13 protein-coding genes are annotated in these 20,405 nt (G+C 68.5%); 9 read left to right on the forward strand and 4 right to left on the reverse strand.

Features of this window, described 5'->3' with window-relative positions:
* The first annotated feature begins 208 nt into the window (after window positions 1–208).
* Window positions 209–2,317 (forward strand): DNA gyrase/topoisomerase IV subunit B, encoded by a 2,109-nt coding sequence (locus AC5RUO_RS17640; RefSeq protein ID WP_494011010.1) that lies wholly within the window; start codon window positions 209–211, stop codon window positions 2,315–2,317.
* 53 nt (window positions 2,318–2,370) lie between these two features.
* On the opposite strand, the gene AC5RUO_RS17645 is transcribed toward AC5RUO_RS17640, so the two are convergent.
* Both AC5RUO_RS17645 and AC5RUO_RS17650 read right to left on the reverse strand, forming a co-directional pair.
* Window positions 2,371–3,360, reverse strand: coding sequence for a M56 family metallopeptidase (locus tag AC5RUO_RS17645; protein ID WP_494011011.1), 990 nt, complete (start codon window positions 3,358–3,360; stop codon window positions 2,371–2,373).
* Window positions 3,361–3,366: 6 nt separating this feature from the next.
* Entirely contained in the window at window positions 3,367–3,750 is a 384-nt protein-coding gene (locus AC5RUO_RS17650; RefSeq protein WP_494011012.1) for a BlaI/MecI/CopY family transcriptional regulator, read from the reverse strand.
* A 260-nt stretch (window positions 3,751–4,010) separates the two neighbouring features.
* Here AC5RUO_RS17650 and AC5RUO_RS17655 point away from each other — a divergent pair, with 260 nt between their 5' ends.
* The 3 genes from AC5RUO_RS17655 to cydD are packed head-to-tail and all read left to right on the forward strand — an operon-like array spanning window position 4,011 to window position 10,149.
* On the forward strand, window positions 4,011–5,615 hold the full coding sequence (locus AC5RUO_RS17655) for a cytochrome ubiquinol oxidase subunit I (protein ID WP_494104241.1): 1,605 nt from the start codon (window positions 4,011–4,013) through the stop codon (window positions 5,613–5,615).
* 33 nt (window positions 5,616–5,648) lie between these two features.
* The gene (cydB, locus tag AC5RUO_RS17660) at window positions 5,649–6,698 is read left to right on the forward strand and encodes a cytochrome d ubiquinol oxidase subunit II (protein WP_494011013.1); all 1,050 of its coding nucleotides are present in this window, start codon (window positions 5,649–5,651) and stop codon (window positions 6,696–6,698) included.
* 1 nt (window position 6,699) lies between these two features.
* On the forward strand, window positions 6,700–10,149 hold the full coding sequence (cydD, locus tag AC5RUO_RS17665; RefSeq protein WP_494104187.1) for a thiol reductant ABC exporter subunit CydD: 3,450 nt from the start codon (window positions 6,700–6,702) through the stop codon (window positions 10,147–10,149).
* On the opposite strand, the gene AC5RUO_RS17670 is transcribed toward cydD, so the two are convergent.
* Complete coding sequence (locus AC5RUO_RS17670) at window positions 10,146–10,664, reverse strand: DinB family protein (protein ID WP_494011015.1); 519 nt, start codon at window positions 10,662–10,664, stop codon at window positions 10,146–10,148. The two genes, cydD and AC5RUO_RS17670, sit on opposite strands and share 4 nt — an antisense overlap.
* A 9-nt stretch (window positions 10,665–10,673) precedes the next feature.
* Window positions 10,674–13,181 (reverse strand): DNA gyrase/topoisomerase IV subunit A, encoded by a 2,508-nt coding sequence (locus AC5RUO_RS17675; RefSeq protein ID WP_494011016.1) that lies wholly within the window; start codon window positions 13,179–13,181, stop codon window positions 10,674–10,676.
* Between the two features lie 76 nt (window positions 13,182–13,257).
* On the opposite strand from AC5RUO_RS17675, the gene AC5RUO_RS17680 reads away from it, so the two are divergent.
* The 5 genes from AC5RUO_RS17680 (at window position 13,258) to AC5RUO_RS17700 (ending at window position 20,399) form a co-directional block, all read left to right on the forward strand.
* Window positions 13,258–15,942 carry a bifunctional acetate--CoA ligase family protein/GNAT family N-acetyltransferase gene (locus tag AC5RUO_RS17680; RefSeq protein ID WP_494104188.1) on the forward strand — a complete coding sequence of 895 codons (2,685 nt, stop codon included), beginning with the start codon at window positions 13,258–13,260 and terminating at the stop codon, window positions 15,940–15,942.
* Window positions 15,943–16,005: 63 nt separating this feature from the next.
* The gene (locus tag AC5RUO_RS17685) at window positions 16,006–16,749 is read left to right on the forward strand and encodes a DUF5998 family protein (protein ID WP_494011018.1); all 744 of its coding nucleotides are present in this window, start codon (window positions 16,006–16,008) and stop codon (window positions 16,747–16,749) included.
* Window positions 16,749–17,972 (forward strand): alkaline phosphatase family protein, encoded by a 1,224-nt coding sequence (locus tag AC5RUO_RS17690; protein ID WP_494104189.1) that lies wholly within the window; start codon window positions 16,749–16,751, stop codon window positions 17,970–17,972. Before AC5RUO_RS17685 ends, AC5RUO_RS17690 begins: the two co-directional genes overlap by 1 nt.
* Window positions 17,965–18,717 (forward strand): thymidine kinase, encoded by a 753-nt coding sequence (locus AC5RUO_RS17695; RefSeq protein ID WP_494011020.1) that lies wholly within the window; start codon window positions 17,965–17,967, stop codon window positions 18,715–18,717. Before AC5RUO_RS17690 ends, AC5RUO_RS17695 begins: the two co-directional genes overlap by 8 nt.
* A gap of 110 nt (window positions 18,718–18,827) precedes the next feature.
* Complete coding sequence (locus AC5RUO_RS17700; protein ID WP_494104190.1) at window positions 18,828–20,399, forward strand: HNH endonuclease signature motif containing protein; 1,572 nt, start codon at window positions 18,828–18,830, stop codon at window positions 20,397–20,399.
* The last annotated feature ends 6 nt before the right edge of the window (window positions 20,400–20,405 follow it).

The following is a 20,405-nucleotide window of genomic DNA, read 5'->3' on the forward strand; positions in this document are numbered from 1 at the left end:
GTAACAAAACCATCGCAAGGATGGGGCAAGTTCGCTGTGCGCGTATCCGCAAGGTTCAGTCAAGATTCACCAGGGAAGGCCGAGCGGCGGGCCAGTGGTGCGCTGCACAGGCCCCTCCGCAGTGTGGCAGCCAGCCGTCCGGGCCGGGGCCGACTACCCTAGAGGGAGCGCTTTCAGCGCCCGCTTTACCTGAAGGAGTTCAACACCAGTGGCACCAAGTTCTGACTACACTGCCCGGCACCTGTCTGTGCTGGAGGGCCTGGAAGCCGTCCGCAAGCGCCCCGGCATGTACATCGGTTCCACCGACTCCCGCGGCCTCATGCACTGCCTCTGGGAGATCATCGACAACTCCGTGGATGAAGCGCTGGCAGGTTTCGGCCATGACATCAGGATCATCCTGCACGCGGACAACTCGGTGGAAATCCATGACGACGGCCGCGGCATCCCCATCGACAAGGAACCGAAGACCGGACTCACCGGCGTCGAGGTGGTGTTCACCAAGCTGCACGCTGGCGGCAAGTTCGGCGGCGGCTCCTACACGGCCTCGGGCGGCCTGCACGGTGTGGGCGCGTCGGTGGTCAACGCCCTCTCCTCACGGCTGGACGTGGAGGTGGACCGCGGGGGCAAGACCTACAAGATGTCCTTCCGCCGCGGCGAGCCTGGCCGGTTCCAGGACACGGGTTCCCGGGTTGACCCGGCCGCGCCCTTCACTCCGTTCGTGGAAGACTCTGTCCTTGACGTTGTGGGGAAAGCCAAGCGCGGCGTCACCGGCACCAGGATCCGGTACTGGGCGGACCGGCAGATCTTCACCCCGGACGCAAAGTTTTCGTACGACGAGCTGGTGGCCCGCGCCCGGCAAACGTCCTTCCTGGTTCCCGGGCTCAAGCTCACGGTCCGTGATGAGCGCAGGATCGCCGGAACCCCGGGGGAGGCCGGACCGCACGAGGAAGTGTTCCACCACGACGGCGGCATCTCCGAGTTCGTCGACTTCCTGGCGGCGGACCCCGCCGTCACCGACGTGTGGCGGCTCCACGGTGCGGGCAAGTTCAAGGAAACCGTCCCGGTCCTGGACGAGCGCGGGCACAGCCAGCTGGCCGAGGTGGAGCGGGACTGTGAAGTGGACGTTGCCCTGCGCTGGGGGATTGGCTATGACAGCACCGTCCGCAGCTTCGTGAACATCATCTCCACGCCCAAAGGCGGCACGCACCAGTCCGGCTTCGAGCAGGCCCTGGTGAAGACCTTCCGGAAGGCAGTGGAAAACAACGCCCGCAAGCTCAAGGCCGGCAACGACAAGATCGAGAAGGATGACATCTTCGCCGGCCTCACAGCCGTTCTGACGGTCCGGCTGGCGGAACCGCAGTTTGAGGGGCAGACCAAGGAAATCCTGGGCACGTCCGCGGTCCGCGCCATCGTTTCCAAGGTGGTGGAGCGCGAAATCAATGCCAGGCTCACCTCCTCGAACCGGAACGATAAAGCGCAGACGGCGCTGCTGCTTGAGAAGATCGTCAATGAGATGAAGTCGCGCATCTCGGCGCGCGTGCATAAGGAAACCCAGCGGCGCAAGAACGCGCTGGAAACGTCCTCGATGCCCACCAAGCTTGCCGACTGCCGGACGGACGACGTCGAACGTTCCGAACTCTTCATCGTGGAAGGGGACTCGGCGCTGGGAACGGCCAAGCTCGCCCGGTCCTCCGATTTCCAGGCCCTGCTGCCCATCCGCGGCAAGATCCTGAACGTCCAGAAAGCCTCCGTGGGGGACATGCTCTCCAACGCCGAGTGCGCCGCGCTGATCCAGGTGGTTGGCGCCGGTTCAGGCCGCAGCTTCGACATCAGCGCCGCACGCTACGGCAAGGTCATCCTGATGACCGACGCCGACGTGGACGGCGCGCACATCCGCACCCTCCTGCTGACCCTGTTCTTCCGCTACATGCGCCCCATGATCGACGAGGGCAGGGTGTTTGCGGCCGTGCCGCCGCTGCACCGGGTGGAGGTGATCAACGCCGGCCAGAAGGCCAACGAGATGATCTACACCTATTCGGAGGCTGAGCTGCATGTGCTGCTGGCGCGCCTTGCCAAGGAAGGCAAGCGGTACAAGGAGCCCATCCAGCGGTACAAGGGCCTGGGCGAAATGGACGCGGAACAGCTGGCTGAGACCACCATGGACCCGCGGCACCGGACCCTGCGCAAGGTGGGCATCGAGAACGCCAAGCAGGCGGAGGAGATTTTCGACCTGCTGATGGGTTCGGACGTCTCCCCGCGCAAGGACTTCATCATCGCGGGCGCCGCCAGCCTGGACCGGGAGCGCATCGACGCCTGACCCGGCGGTGCCTGCCGCGGCGCTCCCCGGGGGAGCGTCCGACGGCGGGATGTTCAGCCGAGCAGGCCAGGAACCACCAGCAGGGCCGTGGGGAGGGCCAGCAGGAGAACGCAACCGGTCAGCACCAGGCTGCGCACGGCGCCCGGCAGCTGGGGCTGCGGCGACAGCAGCCGGCTGACCCGCGAAGCGGTGGTCCGCGCTGAATCCGACGCCAGGACGCCATTTCCGGGGTCCAGCCCGGCCAGGGCCGCCGTGGAGGAAGCCGGAGCGAGCTCGGACCCGGTTCCCTGCGCCGAACCGCTGGCAACAATGGCAATGGCCTTGATCAGGGTGGCTTTGCTCTCGCTCTTGAGGGCGACGTCGTCCGCAAGCATCTCAATCAGGGAGTTGACGGACTCCTGGGCCAGCCGGGTGGTGGGGAGCCAGGGCAGGGCCTGCCGCCAGGCCGCAAAGGCCCACAGGAGCAGGTGGTGCCGCTGGCTGAGATGGGCGTTCTCGTGGATCAGGACGGCCCGCAGCTCGGCCGGCTCCAGGGCGGCCATCAATCCGTCCGACAATACGGTCACCGAACGGGCGCCGCCGGGCAGGCAATAGGCCACAGGGGAGTCGTGACTGATGACCAGCGTTGCGGCGTCCTGCCCTGAAGGGGAAGCCAGCAGGGCCAGCAGTTCCCGGTGGCGCCGGCGCTGCCGCTCAATCTTGTAGTACGTGAGCAGCAGGGTGAAGACCAGGTGGGCCGTGAGCAGCGCGGCCGCTGACAAAGCGAAGATGTGCCAGAATCCCAAGGCCGTGGTGGGGGCGTTGAACAACACCATCGCGGCCAGCGCCCGGAGCCCGGCGATCAGGTTGTCGCCGATCGGTTCCAGCCCGTAAACCAGCATGGCCCCGATCATGGAGAGCCCGCCGGCGAGGGCGATCGCCTGCCAGAGAAGCATGGCCGTGAACGGGGAGCGCGCGGGCCACTGTGCGCGCGACAGGAGGATGGGTACCGGCCAGGCCAGTATTACCGCCAGGACCGCCAGCAGGTACGAGGCCCAGAACATGGTTGGCTAGAGGTGGCCAAGCAGTTTGCGCAGTGTTTCGGCTTCACCTTCGGATACGGAGCCAATGAAGCGTGCCAGCACGGCTTCGCGGTCCGGAGCCGAGCCCAGGACTTCATGCATGAGCTCCGCGGTGTGCTCGGCACGGCTGGAGACGGCCTGGTAGCGGTGCGGCCGGGTGCCGCGTTCACGCTCCACCAGCCCCTTCTTTTCCAGCCGGGACAGCACCGTGAGCACGGTGGTGACGGCAAGTTCCTTGCCTTCGTGCGCGGAACCGCCCTGCCCTGCGGACGTGCGGGCCAGCTGGTCCCGCAGGGTGTTCGCCGTAGCAGCTTCCTGGCCCGCCCAGAGCAGATCCATTACTGCCCGTTCCAGTTCACCAAGACTAGCCATCGCACTCTTCCTTTGTTTCCCCGCACCGTGCGCCCTGCTGGCGCCGGTGACTGCACGCGGTTTCTTCAACTACACCTATAAATCTACCCCGAACCGGCGCTACTTTCTACGTTGGGTAGAACAGTGTGGCGTGGCGCACGGTTGGCTGTTGCAGCGCGAGGCACGGGTGTTTTACAGCGCTCCGGCGTTGTTCTACACTCGGTAGAAGTTAGAGTTCTACGAAACGTAGAAAAGTGCATCTGCTCACAGTAGGGACTGCCTTGGACGCCTTGGAAATCGCACGCTGGCAATTCGGTATCACCACGGTCTACCACTTCATGATGGTCCCGCTGACCATTGGCCTGGGCCTGGTAGTGGCCATCATCCAGACCGTCTGGCACCGCACCGGCAAGCCGGAGTACCTGCGCATGACCAAGTTCTGGGGCAAGCTGTTCCTCATCAACTTCATCATGGGCGTGGCCACCGGCATCGTGCAGGAATTCCAGTTCGGCATGGCCTGGAGCGAATACAGCCGCTTCGTCGGCGACGTCTTCGGAGCCCCGCTGGCCCTCGAAGCCCTCCTGGCCTTCTTCGTCGAGTCCACCTTCCTGGGACTGTGGATCTTCGGCTGGAAGCAGCTCAAGCCCGCCATCCACCTGGCCTGCCTGTGGATCGCCGTGGTTGGCTCCGTGTTCTCCGCCTACTTCATCATCGTGGCCAACAGTTGGATGCAGCACCCAGTGGGAGTGGAAATGGTGGACGGCCGGCCGGTCATGACCGACGCCTGGGCCGTCTTCACCAACAACACCGCGCTGGTGGCCGTGCCGCACACCCTCTTCGGCGCCCTGGCCGTGGCCGGCGGCTTCCTGCTCGGCATTGCCTGGTACCACCTCTGGCGCAGGCGGCGCGACGGCGTCGACACCGTGGGTGCCGGCGGCAAGGTCATCCCGGGGGAGTCCACAACCATCCCCGGCCGCGACCGCGCAGACCACACGGTCTGGATCCGGTCCCTGCGCATCGGCGCCGTGGTGGCCATGATCTCCTTCGCCGGCACCGCCCTCACCGGCGACCTCCAGGGCAAGCTCATGTTCGAACAGCAGCCCATGAAAATGGCGGCAGCGGAGGCGGCCTGCCACGACGGCACCGGCTTCTCCGTCCTGAGCATCGGCAACCTGGGCTCCCAGGACTGCGATGACATTGTGGCCCTGATCGAAGTGCCCGGCATCCTCTCCTACCTTGCCAAGGGTGACTTCACCACCGAGGTCAAGGGCGTCAACACCCTGCTCCCCGAGTACCAGGCAAACTACGGCACCCACCTGCCGGACAACCCCATCTACGGCGAACGTGCCGGCCAGGAAATCGACTACCTGCCGGTCATGGAAGTCACCTACTGGGGCTTCCGCATGATGATCGGCTTCGGCGGACTCGCGGCCCTGGCAGCCCTCGTGGCTCTGTGGCTCACCCGCAGCGGCACCGTGCCCTCGTCACCGTGGCTCATGCGGCTTGCGGTCCTGGGCATCATGGCCCCCTTCGGCGCGAACGCGGCCGGCTGGATCTTCACCGAGATGGGCCGCCAGCCGTTCGTGGTTGCCCCCAACCCTGATCCCAACGGCATCGACCAGGTGTTCATGTTCACCGCGGCAGCAGTCTCCCCAGGCGTCTCGGCCGGGGAACTGCTGGCGTCGCTCATCACCCTGACTGCTGTGTACGCCGTCCTGCTGGTGGTGGAGGTGAAGCTGCTGGTCAAGTACATCCGCGGCGGAGTGGTCTCCGCCATGCCGGAGCTCGCGCACGTCCCGGCGGACGAAAACGAGGACGCCACCCCGGGCCCCGGCGGACCGGGCAGCGCCAAACCCTCCGACGACGTCCTGGCCTTCGCCTACTAGCCGCAGCCGAACAGAACGCAGAGGAAACGAACTATGGAACTGCTGCCGACCATCTGGTTCATCGCCATCGCGGTGCTGTGGACCGGGTACCTCTTCCTCGAGGGCTTCGACCTGGGCGTGGGAATGCTGATGAAGGCCTTCGCCCGGAACAACACCGAACGCCGCGTGCTCCTGAACACCATCGGGCCGGTCTGGGACGGCAACGAGGTCTGGCTCCTCACGGCCGGCGGTGCCACGTTCGCCGCTTTCCCGCTCTGGTACGCCTCCCTGTTCTCCGCCCTCTACCTGCCGCTGCTGGTGGTCCTGGTGGCCCTGATCTTCCGTGCGGTGGCCTTCGAATACCGCGGCAAGGTGGACACTGACCGCTGGCGGGCCCGGTGGGACTGGGCCATCGCCCTGGGATCCTTCTTCGCTGCCTTCGGCGTCGGCGCCGCCCTGGCCCTGACCACCACCGGACTGCCCCTGAACGCGAACGGCGACCGTGAGGGCGGCCCCTTCGCCTGGTTCAGCGGCTACGCGGTCCTGGGCGGGCTGGCAGTAGTGGGCTTCTCACTGGTCCACGCCCTCGCGTTCCTTGCGCTGAAGACCGACGGCGAGGTCCGGTACCGTGCCCGGCAGTGGTTCATCCGGCTGCTGCCGGTCCTGCTCCTGCCCATCGCGGCCTGGGCGCTCAGCATCCAGTTCCTGGACGGAAAACCGTGGACCTGGGCAGCGGTCCTGCTCGCCGTCGCAGCCGCCGCCGCGGCCTGGCTGCTGGCCCGCTCCGGAGCCGAAGGCAAGGCGTTCCTGGCGCTCGGCGTGTTCCTGGTGCTCGGAACGGCATCCATCTTCGGCGCGGTGTTTCCCGTGGTCCTGCCGTCCACCCTGGACGGGGCCTTCGACCTCACCATTTCAAACGCCTCTTCATCGGACTACACTCTGGGCCTTATGAGCATCGTCGCCGCGTTCGGCCTGCCCCTGGTGATTGCCTACCAGGCCTGGACCTACTGGGTGTTCCGCCGCCGGGTCAGCGCCGCGTCCATCCCGGAGGCCCACAGCTTCCTGCCGGCAGTGGCCGCCAGGGCGTTCACCACGAAAGGCTGACGTGCGGCCAACGTTCCCCGCCGGTCCCGCCACCCGCTCCGCCCTCTACTGGCTCGGTCTCCTGGCAGCACTCAAGGCGCTGTCGCTGGTCCTGATCGGCCAGGCCGTGGCTTCCGCGCTGGCGGGGTTGGCCGCAGGGGAACCGCACTGGGCCGATCAGATGATCCCGGGGCTGGCCGGCGTGGTCCTGCGCTCCCTCACCGTGTGGGGACAGGCCGTTGCTGCCCGCCGGGCCGCCCTGGGCATCAAGGAGGAACTGCGGTCCGGGTTGCTCGAACGGGCACTGCGGAACGGTAGCCGGGGCACCGGTCCGGCGGATGGGGGCCTGGCTGTGCTGGCCACCCGGGGACTGGACGCGTTGGACAGCTACTACACCCAATTCCTTCCTGCCCTGGTGAACTGCGCCGCCATCCCGCTGCTGCTGGGCGCCCGGATCCTCTTTGCTGACTGGGTCAGCGCCGTGGTGATCGTCCTCACCGTGCCGCTGGTGCCGCTCTTCATGGTGCTGATCGGCCGCTACACCGAGGATAAGGTGCGTGAGGCGCAGTCCGCGCTGGCTCGGCTCTCGGCCCACATGCTGGAGCTGGCCAAGGGACTCCCGGTCCTGGTGGGACTGGGGCGCGCGTCCGCCCAGCGCAGGGCACTGGAGGAGATTTCCGAGGAGTACCGCTTCCGGACCATGCGCACCCTGCGGACGGCCTTCATGTCCGCCCTGGCCCTGGAACTGATCGCCACCATTTCCGTGGCCGTCGTGGCCGTGTTCATCGGCGTCCGGCTGGTGCACGGCGACATGCCGCTCGAGGCCGGGCTGCTGGCGCTGATCCTCGCCCCGGACTGCTACCTTCCGCTGCGCGAACTGGGTACCGCCCACCATGCCAGCGATGACGGCCGCGTGGCGCTCGCAGAGGTGGCGGCCGTTACCGAGGCACCTGAACCCCGGCCGCTTGCTGCCGTGCGGGCAGGACGGCCGGGCGCCCCCATTACAGCCTCCGCGCTGACTGTCACCTTCGGCGGAAGGTCCCGGGCCGCCGTCGGACCGCTCAGCTTCGAGGCGCCGCAGAGCCGGATCACCGCCCTGGACGGGCCCAGCGGCGCGGGAAAGAGCACCATCATGGGTGTCCTGGCCGGGACCATCGGCGACGGAGGCGGCACGTCCGTCACCGGTTCCGTCAAAGGCCTGGACCGTACCGTGGTGGCCTGGGTCCCGCAGCATCCTGTGATGGTGGCCGACACCGTTATGGACGAGGTGCTGCTCTACCTGTCCGCCCACGCCCGGAATTCGCGGGACCGGGCGCTGACAGTGGATGTTGCCAGGTCCTGCCTGGTGCAGGCCGCGGCGGGGCACCTGGCCGCTAAACACCCCGCTGAGCTGAGCCCAGGCGAACTGCGCAGGGTGGCCCTGGCCCGCGGGCTGGCCCGGATCGAGGCAGGAGCCGCGGTCCTGCTGCTCGATGAACCCACCGCGCACCTCGACGACGAGTCGGCACTGGCGGTGGAGGATGCCATCCGCAGGCTGCGGGGCCAGGTCACGGTGATCCTGGTGGCGCACAATGACCGTACCCGCGCCCTCGCGGACCACCTGGTCCCTGTAGGCGGCATAGTCCCGGACGTGCCGGCAGCAGGGGACCCGGGCCGGCAACCGCTGCCCGCTACCGCCGGTTCCGGCGGCGATGCCACCCTGATTGCACCCGCTGGATCACGTGGCGGACCGGCCGGACCCGGCCCCCGCGCCCGGGAAGTCAGTACAGGCGGGCAGCGGCGGACGCCCGTCCGGCTCCTGGCGGCACTGCTGGCGCCGGTACAGGGCAAGTTCGGCGGCGCGGCTGCGGTGGGCACGCTGGCGGCGGTCTTCGCCGTCGCCCTGTCCGGACTCTCCGGCTGGCTGATCATCCGGGCCAGCGAGCAGCCGCCCATCCTGTACCTGCTCTCAGCCATCGTGGGTGTCCGGTTCTTCGGCATCGGCCGTGCCGTGTTCCGGTACTGGGAGCGGCTGCTCCTGCACGACGCCGTGTTCGCGGCCCTCACCAGGCTCCGGGGCCGGCTGTGGGAGTCGCTGAGCCGCCGGGCACTGGCACTCCGCCGCCTGCTGCAGGGCGGCAACGTGCTGGGAACGGTGATTGACGACGTCGACACCATCCGTGACCTGCTTCCCCGCGTGGTCCTGCCGCCGGTTACCGCCGTGGCTGTGTCCGTGCTAGCGCTGGCCGCCACCTGGCTGCTGGTGCCGTCCGCGCTGCCTGCCGTCATCGCTGCCGCCCTTGCCAGCCTGGTGCTCGCCCCGGCGGTTGCCCTGTGGGGCGACCGGAAGTCGGCTACGGCGGAGCAGCTCCTGCGCTCCGGCGTGCTGCGCCGCATTTCAGCGGCACTGGACGCCCGCGCGGAACTCCATGCCAACGGCGTGGCACCCCTGGTCCTGGAGGACCTCCAACGGCAGGACGCCAACGCCACCGCGGCGTCCCGGCGATCCGCCTGGGCGGACGGGCTGGGCCACGCTGTCACGACGGCCGCCTGCTGTGCCGCTGCCCTCGCGGCCGCCTGGCTCGCCGCCCCGGCCGTGTTCGACGACCGGATCGCGCCGGCAACCGCGGCGGTGGTGGTCCTGCTCCTCCTGGCGCTGGTGGAACCCTACGCAGCCATGGCGACGGCGGTACGCCAGTTCCCGGCGCTGCGGACAGTCCTGCAGCGGGTGGAGGAATCCGGCGCGCTGGCAGCCCTGGACCCGACCGCGGACGACTCCGACGGGCTCCACGCGGTGCCGGCCCGCACCGGAAACCGTCCCGGCGTCGAACTGGACAACCTCGCCGCCGCATGGCCGGGCGGCAGGCCTGTATTCACGGGCGTCAATGCCGTTGCCGAACCGGGGCGCTGGCTCGCCGTGACAGGTCCCTCGGGGTCCGGGAAATCGACCCTGCTCTCGGTCCTGCTGGGATTCCTCCCTGCGGCGGCGGGCGAGGCACGCGTGACGGGCCGGGCCGCGTGGTGCCCCCAGGAGGCACACCTCTTCGACTCGACCATCCGCGGCAACCTGCTGCTGGGACGCCCCGCGGACCGCAGCGGGGCCGGCATGGAGGCGGAGATGGGCGCCGTCATCCGGGCCGTGGGCTTGACCAGCCTCATGGAGCGCCTGCCTGACGGCCTGGATACCCGGATCGGCCCGGGCGGCGCGTTCCTCAGCGGGGGAGAGCGCCAGCGCCTCGCCGTGGCGCGGACCCTGATGACGGGGGCGGAAGTGATCCTCCTGGACGAGCCCACGGCACACCTCGATGCCGGGTCCGCCCGCCACATGCTGGCAGACCTGCGGCACGGGCTGCGCGGCCGCACGGTGGTGCTGGTGACGCACAACCCGGCCGATATCCAGCCGGAAGATGCCCGGCTCGTCCTGCGCGCGGCGCCGGGCGACGAAGACGCCCTGGTGGCTTCCCGAAGGGGAGCAAACGCAGGAAACGCTTAGCCGTCCACGTCGTGGAGGTGATGGACGGCGTCGTGCAGGAAGTACTGGGCGAGCGTCAGGACGGTGAACTCGGAGCCGTTGCTGCGCAGCCCTTTCCTGCCCCACTCCGATTCCCGGACGCCGGCGAACGACTCGGCCACCTGCTTGCCCTCGGCCGCGAGTTCGGCACTGACCACCGCGGGGTCCGCGTTGGCGTAGTCCTTCTCGATGGCCGTCCGGTCCTGGTCCCAGTTCTCGAACCGGGCCTCGTCCGATTCGAGCATGAGGTTCAGCCGCTGGTCGAACAGGCTGAAGACGTCCCGGACGTGGCAGGCGTACTCCAGCGCCGACCAGGTGTGGTCATTCGGTCGCTCCGCCGCATCGGGCCGCCGCAGCACCGCCCGCCACCGAGGCAGCATGTTCGCAATGGTCCCGGGGACCGTTGACGGCGTGGCGGTGGAGGCGTCAAAGGCGCATTCCGGGCAGGGACGCGTCAGGACCCAGGTCCAGTCCTTTTCATCAGGAACGATAGGCATGGCAGCAGTCTAGGCGGGATCTGGCCATGCCATCGCAGGACCCACGGCTTCCACCGGCTGGGACAGCGGCACGCCCGAGCCGTCGCGCCGGCCGTGCTCCTGCGGCAGGGACCTGGCCACACCCGCCGCGGAGGACGCCTTTGCCGGGCCATGGCCGGCCCACGCGAGCAGCAGCGTGTCCTCGCCCTTCAGGAACCGGTGCGCCCGGACGCCGGCGGTAGCACGCCCCTTGGCAGGGTACTCCGAGAAACCCGTCACCTTGGCGGTGCCGGGAGCGGTGCCCGGCAGGGCGCCGTTGCTGCCGGCAATGGTGACCACGACGGCGGCCTCGTCCTTGGGCTGCACCGCACCGAAGAAGATCACGCGGTCGTCCGCCCCCAGCTTGACGCCGGTCATGCCGCCCGCCGTGCGGCCCTGGGGCCGGACGGCGGCCGCCGGGAATTTCAGCAGCTGCGCCTGGCTGGTGACGAACACCAGTTCGGCGTCGTCTGCCCCGGCGGGGGCCACGCCCACCACGACGTCCTTGTCCTTCAGGGCGATGACTTCCCAGTCCTCGCGGTTGAGCGGGTAGTCGGGCTGGACCCGCTTCACCACGCCCTGGGCGGTGCCGATGGCCAGGACCTCGTCCAGCGGGACAAACGCCACCAGGGTTTCACCCTTGACCAGGGTGAGGAAGTCCTTGGCCGGTACGCCGCCGGCGAGGTTGGGCAGTCCTGACATGGCCGGGAGGACAGGCATGTCCATCACCTGCAGGCGCAGCATCCGCCCCTGGGAGGTGACGGCCGCGATTTCCCCGCGGGCCGACGTTTTCACAACGGAGGTGAACACGTCGTGCTTGCTCCGCGGCCCCGCCTCGGCCAGCGGCTCCTGGTTGCTGGTGCGGCCTATCTGGCCTGAGGCGGTGAGGATGGCCCAGCAGGGATCGTCAGCGATCTCCAGGGCCAGCGGTGCGGGCTTGCCCTTCTTGCCGTTGGCGCCGGCCAGTTCGGCGGCGACGGTGGGGGACACGGCTTCCGATTCCAGCAGGACTGTGCGCCGCGGGGTGCCGTGCTGCTCGGCAATCTCGCCCAGTTCGTCGGACACCACACCGCGGAGCAGTTCCTCGGAGCCGAGGATGGCCTCCAGTTCCTCGATCTCGCGGCGCAGCTCCTCCTGCTCCTTCTCCAGCTCGATCCGTGAGTACTTGGTGAGCTGGCGGAGCCGCAGCTCCAGGATGTAGTTCGCCTGGACTTCGGAGAGGTCGTAGATGGACATCAGGCGGGCGCGGGCGGCGGCTGCCTCGTCCGAGGACCGGATGATCTGGATGACCTCATCGATGTCCACGATGGCGATGAGGAGGCCCTCCACCAGGTGCAGGCGGTCCTTCTTCTTGCCCAGCCGGAACACGGTCCGGCGCCGGACCACGTCAATCCGGTGGTTCACGTACACCCGCAGCAGGTCCACCAGGCCGAGCGTCTGCGGCTGGCCGTCCACCAGGGTGACGTTGTTGATGCCGAACGAGTCCTCCATCGGCGAGTACCGGTACAGCTGCTGCAGGACCGCGTTGGGGTTGAAGCCGTTCTTCAGCTCGATGACCAGGCGCAGGCCGTGCTTGCGGTCGGTAAGGTCCACGATGTCGCTGATGCCGGTCAGCTTCTTGGCGTTGACGGCGTCCTTGATCTTTTCGATCACCTTCTCCGGGCCCACCATGTAGGGGAGCTCGGTGACCACCAGTCCGGTCCGGCGCGCGGAGAGCTGTTCAACCTCGACCTTGGCGCGGGTCTTGAAGGAGCCGCGTCCGGTGGCGTAGGCGTCGCGGATGCCGTCCAGTCCAACAATCCGGCCACCGCTGGGCAGGTCCGGGCCCGGCACGAAGCGCATGATGTCATCCAGCGTGGCGTCCGGGTGGGCGATCAGGTGCCGGGCGGCGGAGATGACCTCCACCAGGTTGTGCGGTGCCATGTTGGTGGCCATGCCGACGGCGATGCCGGTGGCGCCGTTGACCAGCAGGTTGGGGAACGCCGCCGGCAGCACATCGGGCTGGGTCAGCTGGTTGTCGTAGTTGGGGACGAAGTCCACCACGTCTTCGTCGAGGTGGTCGGTGAGCGTGAGGGCGGCGGCAGCAAGCCTGGCCTCCGTATACCGCGGAGCCGCCGGGCCGTCGTCGAGCGAGCCGAAGTTGCCGTGCCCGTCGATCAGCGGCAGCCGGAGCGAGAAGTCCTGCGCCATGCGCACCATGGCGTCGTAGATGGCGGTATCGCCGTGCGGGTGCAGCTTGCCCATCACCTCGCCCACCACGCGGGCGCTCTTGACGTGGCCGCGGTCCGGGCGCAGGCCCATGTCGCTCATCATGTACAGGATGCGGCGCTGTACCGGCTTCAGCCCGTCTCGGGCATCCGGGAGCGCGCGGGAGTAGATGACGGAATAGGCGTACTCCAGGAAGGAACCCTCCATTTCGGAGGTCACATCGATATCCACGATGTTCTCCGTGTAGGGGGTGGTGTCCACGGGAGGGGCTGAACTTTGGCGGCGGGCCATGGGGTTGGTGAATCCTTCTGGGGGTTACTGTGCAGCTTTCCGGAGTGCTCCGGAAGTTTTTGGCTAGGCTAAGCCTATGGTGGATCAGCCCGGGGACGGCGAATATCCGGAACATTGGGAAGCCGATGTCGTCCTGCGCGACGGCGGAACAGCGCACCTGCGCCCCATCCATCCCTCGGATGCCGATGCGGTCCAGGCGTTCCATATGCGCCAGTCCCAGGATTCAATTTACATGCGGTTCTTCGCCTTCAAGGCCCGGCTGTCCAGCAAGGAGCTCAAACGCTTCACGGAGGTGAACTACAAGGACCGGGTGGCGTTCGTCATCACCAGCCGGGGGGAAATCATCGGAATCGGCCGCTACGACCGGCTGGATGATCCCGCGGAGGCGGAGGTTGCGTTCAACATCGCCGACGCGCACCAGGGCAGGGGACTGGGCTCCATCCTGCTGGAACACCTTGCCGCCGCCGCGCACGAAAACGGGATCCGCCGGTTTACTGCCGAGGTGCTCCCGGAGAACCGCAAGATGCTGATGGTCTTCTCCGACGCCGGCTATGACGTCAAACGGCATTTCGACGACGGCGTGGTCAGCCTTGAGTTCAACATCGACCCCACGGAGAAATCCCGGGCCGTCATGGAATCCCGCGAGCACCGCGCGGAGGCGAGGAGCGTCCGCGACCTCCTGACGCCGCCGTCCGTTGCCGTCATTGGTGCCAGCCGCAAATGGGGCACGGTGGGCTACCAGCTGCTCGAGCACATCATCGAAGGCAAGTACCCGGGGCCGGTCTACGCCATCAACCCCGAGGCCTTCGAACTGGCCGGCATGCTGTCCTATGGCAGCCTGTCCGAAGTCCCGGATCCGGTGCACCTGGCCGTCGTTGCGGTGCCCTACGAGGAAGTTCCGGGGGTTGTGGCCGACTGCGCTGCGGCGGGGGTGAAGGGCCTTGTGATTGCCTCGGCAGGTTTCGCGGACGACGGCGAACGCGGCCTCCAGCGGCAGCGGGACCTGGTGCGGCAGGCGCGGGCGAACGGGATGCGCGTCATCGGCCCGGCCTCGCTCGGGATCGTGAACACCCACCCGGACGTCTCGCTCAACGCGTCGATGGCGCCCACACTGGCCCTGCGCGGCAGCCTCGGCCTCTTCAGCCAGTCCGCCGCCATCGGCGTCTCGCTCTACGCCGCGTCCAGCCGGCGCCGGCTGGGCCTGTCCACGTTCATGTCCGCGGGAAACAGGGCGGACGTCTCCGGCAACGACATGATGCAGTACTGGGAGGACGACGCCGATACCTCCGCCGTCGGCCTCTACCTGGAATCCATCGGCAACCCGCGCAAGTTCTCGCGACTCGCCCGGCGGCTGGCCCGGACCAAACCGGTGATCGTGGCCAAATCGGACACCATGGGGCTGCGGCTTCCCCCGGGCCACGCCGTGCGCACAACCCAGGCGCCGGTGGGGGCACTGGATGCCATGCTGCGCCAGGCCGGCGTCATCCGGGTGGAGACCATCGAGCAGCTGGTGGACGTGGCGCAGGTTGTATCCGGCCAACCGCTTCCCGCCGGTCCGGGCATCGCCATCTTCAGCAACTCGCAGGCGCTGGGCAAAGTGGTGGCGGACAGCGCCACCGACCAGGGGCTCAGCGTCGCGCAGCTGGTGGCCGCGGTTGATCTCGACGCCGGACGGTCCGTTGCCCTGCCGGCCCTGCGCGCGGAGCTGCTGAAGGCGCTGGAATCGGATGCCGTGCACGCGGCCGTGGCTGCGCTCCTGCCCGCGCGGGGACTCACGGTGGACAGCATCGCCGAAGTGCTGGCCGAATGCTCGGCCGCCGCCGGGAAGCCCGTGGTGGCGGCGTTCACCGGCATCCTGGACCCCTCCGTCTACGTCGAGGGCATGGTGGGGTCGCTCGACCACACCGTCCCGTGCTACTCGAACCCCGGCGCCGCGGTGGCTGCGCTCGCGGCCGTGGTGCGGTATGCGGAGTGGGTATCGCGGGACCACGGACATTTCGTGGAACCCGCCGGCTGCGACCCGCAGCAGGCACGCGCCGAGATCGAGGTCCTCCTGCGGGATGTCCGCGGCGAGCAGCTCAAGCAGCTGGACCCCGCAGCGGCAGCGTCCTTGCTGGGCCACTACGGCATCCGGTTGCTCCCGTCCGTGGGCTTCGATACCCCGGAGCAGGCCGTCGAAGCGGCTGACGCACTGGGCTGGCCCGTCGCATTGAAAACCACCGCTCCCGCGCTGCGGCACCGGCTCGACCTGGGCGGAGTACGGCTCGACATCCAGGACCCGGAGTCTCTTCGCCAGAACGTCCTCCAGATGCGCCGGGCGCTCGCCGCCTACGGCGACCCGGCACTGGAGGTGCAGTCTATGGCGCCTGTGGGCCAGGCGTGCACGTTCAGGGCCATCGAGGACCCGCTGCTGGGTCCGGTGGTCTCATTCGGGCTGGCCGGTGACGCCACCAGCCTGCTCGACGACTGGGCGCACCGGGTGCCGCCCCTGTCCGCCGCCGACGTGCACGACTTCATCCGCGCGCCCCGGGCTGCCCGGAAGCTGTTCGCCTACCAGGGACTGCCGGCCGTCGACGTTGAAGCGCTGGAGGACCTGGCCGGCAGGCTGGCCTGGATGAAGGACAACCACCCCGAGATCGCACTGGTGGAATTCAATCCCGTGTTGTGCGGCACGTCGGGCGCCACCATCCTTGCCGCGGACGTCCGGATCGGCAACGCCGCCCAGCGGACGGACAGCGCACGCCGGGCCATGCTGGGCTGAGCCCGCGCGTGCGGGACCGGTGCGGTTCGCAATGTGTATGGCCGATCTGTGAAAATAGGGGTCATGAGCTCACAGCCTCCCGCGTCGGCGCCCGAAACGCCCGGCAATGACAACCAGGCCGTCCGCCACCACAGCTCACACAGCCACGGTGCCCAGGGCCAGAGCCTGGACGACGCCCTGCAGAAGGCCGGCTTCTACCCCCGCCTGGTGGCCGACGTCGTGGACGATGCCCTGGACGGACGCGACTGCGTAGCCCACCTGGTGCACCTGGAAACCCACTTCGACCGTGCCGAGGTCCGCCGCCACATCACCGTCCTGGTCCTGACCTCGGACATGCTGGTGATCACGCATGTCGACGACCAGCAGCTGGACGATGCCGGCGAGCAGATCGTCGCCCAGATCTCCACCGAATCGGTGCCTGTGGCGCAGATCCGCTCCGTGGTCCTCAGCTACATGTACTCCCAGCCGCAGAACTACAAGCCCTCCGACCCCGTCCGCGAACTCACGCTGTCCATCGCCTGGTCCGGCGGCCAGCGGCTGGACATGGGCCCTGCCAGCTGCGGGGATCCGCAGTGCGAAGCGGACCACGGCTACACCGGCACCATCGCCCAGGAGGACATTGTCCTGCGGATCAGTGCCGAGGCCGACGGCCTGCAGGCGGTGCAGGACGCCAAGCTCTTCGCCCGTGCCCTGCGCGCAGTGAATACCGGCTCCAGCGCCCCGGCACCCCATGTGCAGTCGCTCCCGCCACGCCCGCGCGCCGGTGTCTTCGGCACCCGGCTCAGCCGCGGCCACCAGCAGCGTTGATGCCCGAAGACCGACACCAGGCTGTCAGTACCCCTCTTGCCCCCGCAGGCCAGGCGCTGGACCTGCCTTCCGCCCCCGCCTACGGCCGGCGCTCGGTCGCCGAAGTCCTCACCAGCGCCGCGGCCAGCCTCGGCGTCGACGGCTTCACGAACACGCTCGGGCTGCCGTCGGCCCAGCGCGTCTGCGTGGTCCTGGCCGACGGCCTGGGGCGGAGCCTGCTGAAGCAGAAAACAGCGCACACCCCCTTCCTGCGGTCGGTGATCCAGGCCGGGCAGGGCGACGTTCCGGTGTGGCTCGATTCGGCTTTCCCCTCCACCACGGCCGCGGCACTGTCGAGCTTCGGGACGGGACTGCCGCCCGGCCAGCACGGCATGGTGGGCTACGACGTGCTCGATCCGAAGCAGGACAAGGTGGTCAACCTGTTGGGCAACTGGGATCCGGGTGTGGACCCCGAGTCCTGGCAGCCGTTCCCCACGGTGCTGGAGCGCGCCGCCGGCGAAGTGGACGTCACCACCATTAGCCTGCCGCAGTTCGGTGACTCTCCCATGACCCGCGCCGCCCTCCGCGGCGGCCGGTTCGTGTCCGGAACCACCTCCCACGCCCGCACGGCCGCAGCCGCCGAAGCAATGGCCGGCTCCGACCGGTCATTGATGTACTTCTACCTGAACGAGCTGGACAAGGCAGGGCACCGCTACGGCTGCGGCTCCGAGCAGTGGGAGCACCAGATCGAGGAACTGGACGCGACCGTGAAGCGGCTCAGTGTGTCCCTTCCGACCGGCACCACCATCCTCCTCACGGCCGATCACGGGATGCTGGACGTGCCGGAGCAGCACCGCATCGACTACTCCGCGGACCCCCAACTGGTGGACGGTGTCCGGCACACGGCGGGCGAGCCCCGAATGGTGCACCTGTACCTCGAAGAGGGCGCAGACCGGGACCGCCTGCTGGCAGCCTGGCGTGCCCGCTTCCGCGGCAGGATCTGGGCGTTCACCCGGGAGGATGCGCTGTCCGCCGGCCTCTTCGGCCCGGTGCGTCCCGCCGTCGAAGGCAGGATCGGCGACGTCATGATTGCCGCGCGGGACAGCCTGGCCCTGTACGACACGCGGCGCAGCCGCCCCGCCGCCATGGAGGTGGTGGGCCAGCACGGCTCGCTGACCAAGGCCGAACGCGAGGTGCCGCTGCTGTGTTTCACCGCCGGCGGCAAGGGCGTGCGCCGTGGCTGAGCTCGTCTTTTTCTCCGGCACCATGGACAGCGGCAAGTCCACCCTGGCATTGCAGATGGATCACAACCACCGCGCCAGGGGGCGGGGCGGGGTCCGGTTCAGCCGCAACGACCGCGCCGGTGAATCCCGCATCTCCAGCCGCCTCGGCCTCCAGACGGATGCGGTGGAAGTAGGGGACGGCACCGACTTCTGGGAGGAAGTCATGCGCCGGCGCACCCAGGGGCAGCGTGTGGACTACCTGATTTGCGACGAAGCGCAGTTCTACTCGCCGGAGCAGGTGGAACAGCTCGCCAAGGTGGTTGACGAGATCGACGTCGACGTTTTCGCCTTCGGCATTACGGCCGACTTCCGCACCCGCCTGTTTCCCGGCTCCCAGCGGCTCATCGAACTGGCGGACCGGGTGCAGGTGCTCCAGGTCGAGGCCTTGTGCTGGTGCGGCCGGCGCGCCACGCACAACGCCAGGACGGTCGACGGCGTCATGGTCACCGAGGGTGCCCAGGTGGTGGTGGGTGATGTTGACATGGCCATGGACCCGTCAGCCACTGTGGAAAGCGGTCATGTCCCGGTAGTGGGTTACGAGACGCTGTGCCGGCGGCACTACATGCGGCGCGTTACAGCCCATGGGGCCAACCTGATGGCCGAACAGGACCAGTTGCTGCCGTTCGACGTGGATGCCTGCCTGTGGCGTGGAACGGGTGGGGCAGGCGCTCCGGGGGCGGGGACTTCTGCCGGGGCCGGGGCTTAGCAGCGCCGGGCCGCCGGAGTCCGCGTGCGCCACCACAATTTCTCAGATTCTTTTTCACCGCTGGCCCTATGGGGGCATGTTTTGTCGGACCCCCTTGGCATGCTGGATTCATGGACGCCACAGCGGTGCAGGGCAATGGCAGGGACGCGATTCTCGCTGCCGTTGCGTCGGTGGCCGGATTCGCTGACGAGCTTGCCGACGTCGTTGCGGGTGCTTCGCCTGCCGCTTCCGCTGACTCACGTCTGGGCGATGGTGTTGATCCCTTGCGCCGGTTCGCTGATGACTGCCTGGATGGGCTGGCATTGATTAGCAGGATCGAGGCGGCCACCACGGCTGTGAAGGTGCGGTTGGTGGCCGGGCACGTGGAGGCTGCGGCTGCCTTGGCGGACCCGGACCCGAGCCCGCAATGGGTTACCGGGCAGCAGATGGCTGTGGTCGCCGAGGTCGCCTGCGTCCTGACCATCGGCGAACGCGCAGCAAGTTCATTGCTTGGTGCCGCGCACGCTTTGACCAGAAGCCTGCCTGCAGCGCTGGATGCGCTGCAGGCCGGGTCGGTGTCGTGGCAGAACGCCCAGGTCCTGGTAGATGAGGCCGCGGGCCTGGACGCCGCCGGCGCGGCGGCCCTCGAAGCGCACTTCCTCACGCCTGATGCGGCTGGCTCTGGTGCTCTGGGCACGGGGCCCGGGGGTGTGGCGGGGGAGTTGCCGCCGGCGAGGTTGCGGCGGAAGGTACGGTCCTGGCGGGAACGCCACCACCCGGAATCGATCGAAAGCCGGCATGCCCGGGGTGTGGCCCAGCGGCGGATGGAGTATTCTCCAGACCGCGACGGGATGGGCTGGATCTCGCTGTTCCTGCCCGCCGATCAGGCCAACGCGGCATGGAGCCGGACCAGGGCATTGGCCCGCGGCCTCCAGGGCCCGGACGAGCCCCGCACCCTTGCCCAACTGATGGCCGACATCGGCGCCGCGGCGCTGCTGAGCACCGGGAGGAGTGCGGCTACGGGCGCGGCCACAGGTACCGGCGCCGCGGCGCTGCTGAGCACCGGGAGCAGTGTTGCGCCTGGCGCCGGGGCCGCGGCCAGCCTGGCGGAGGTCCCGTCACCGGCGGCGCAGGTGCTGGTCACCGTGCCCGTGTTCTCCCTGCTTGGCCTCACTGACGAACCCGCCGTGCTGGATGGTCATGGCCCGGTTCCGGCGTCGATGGCCCGGCAACTGGTGGCCGAGGGGGCGGCGTCGTTCTATCGGGTGCTGGTGGACCCGTGGGACGGGGCGCCGCTGGAGATCGGGCGCAAGAACTACCGGATACCGGCTGCAATGCGGCGGTGGCTGCGGCTGCGGGACGGCAAGTGCCCGTTCCCCGGCTGCAGCAACGCCTCGCTCGACAACGAAGCCGACCACCTGCTCGCCTGGCATCACGGCGGGACCACCGGCCTCAGGAACCTGGGACAGCTCTGCCCAAAACATCACCGGATGAAACACGGCAGCGGCTGGGAACCCACCCCGGCAACAAAGAACGAACCACCGGGCTGGATCTCCCCGGCAGGCCGCACCTACAACAGCGAACCCCAGGACTGGGAACCACCACACCTGCCACCCGGGCTCCTGGCCGGGGAAGCCTTCCTGGGGGAACTGTCAGTGGAATGGAGCTATTTGGAAGAAGTGCTCGTGGAGAGCCTGTCTTAGTTAGGT

This window comes from Arthrobacter sp. Y3221087 (assembly GCF_059089905.1).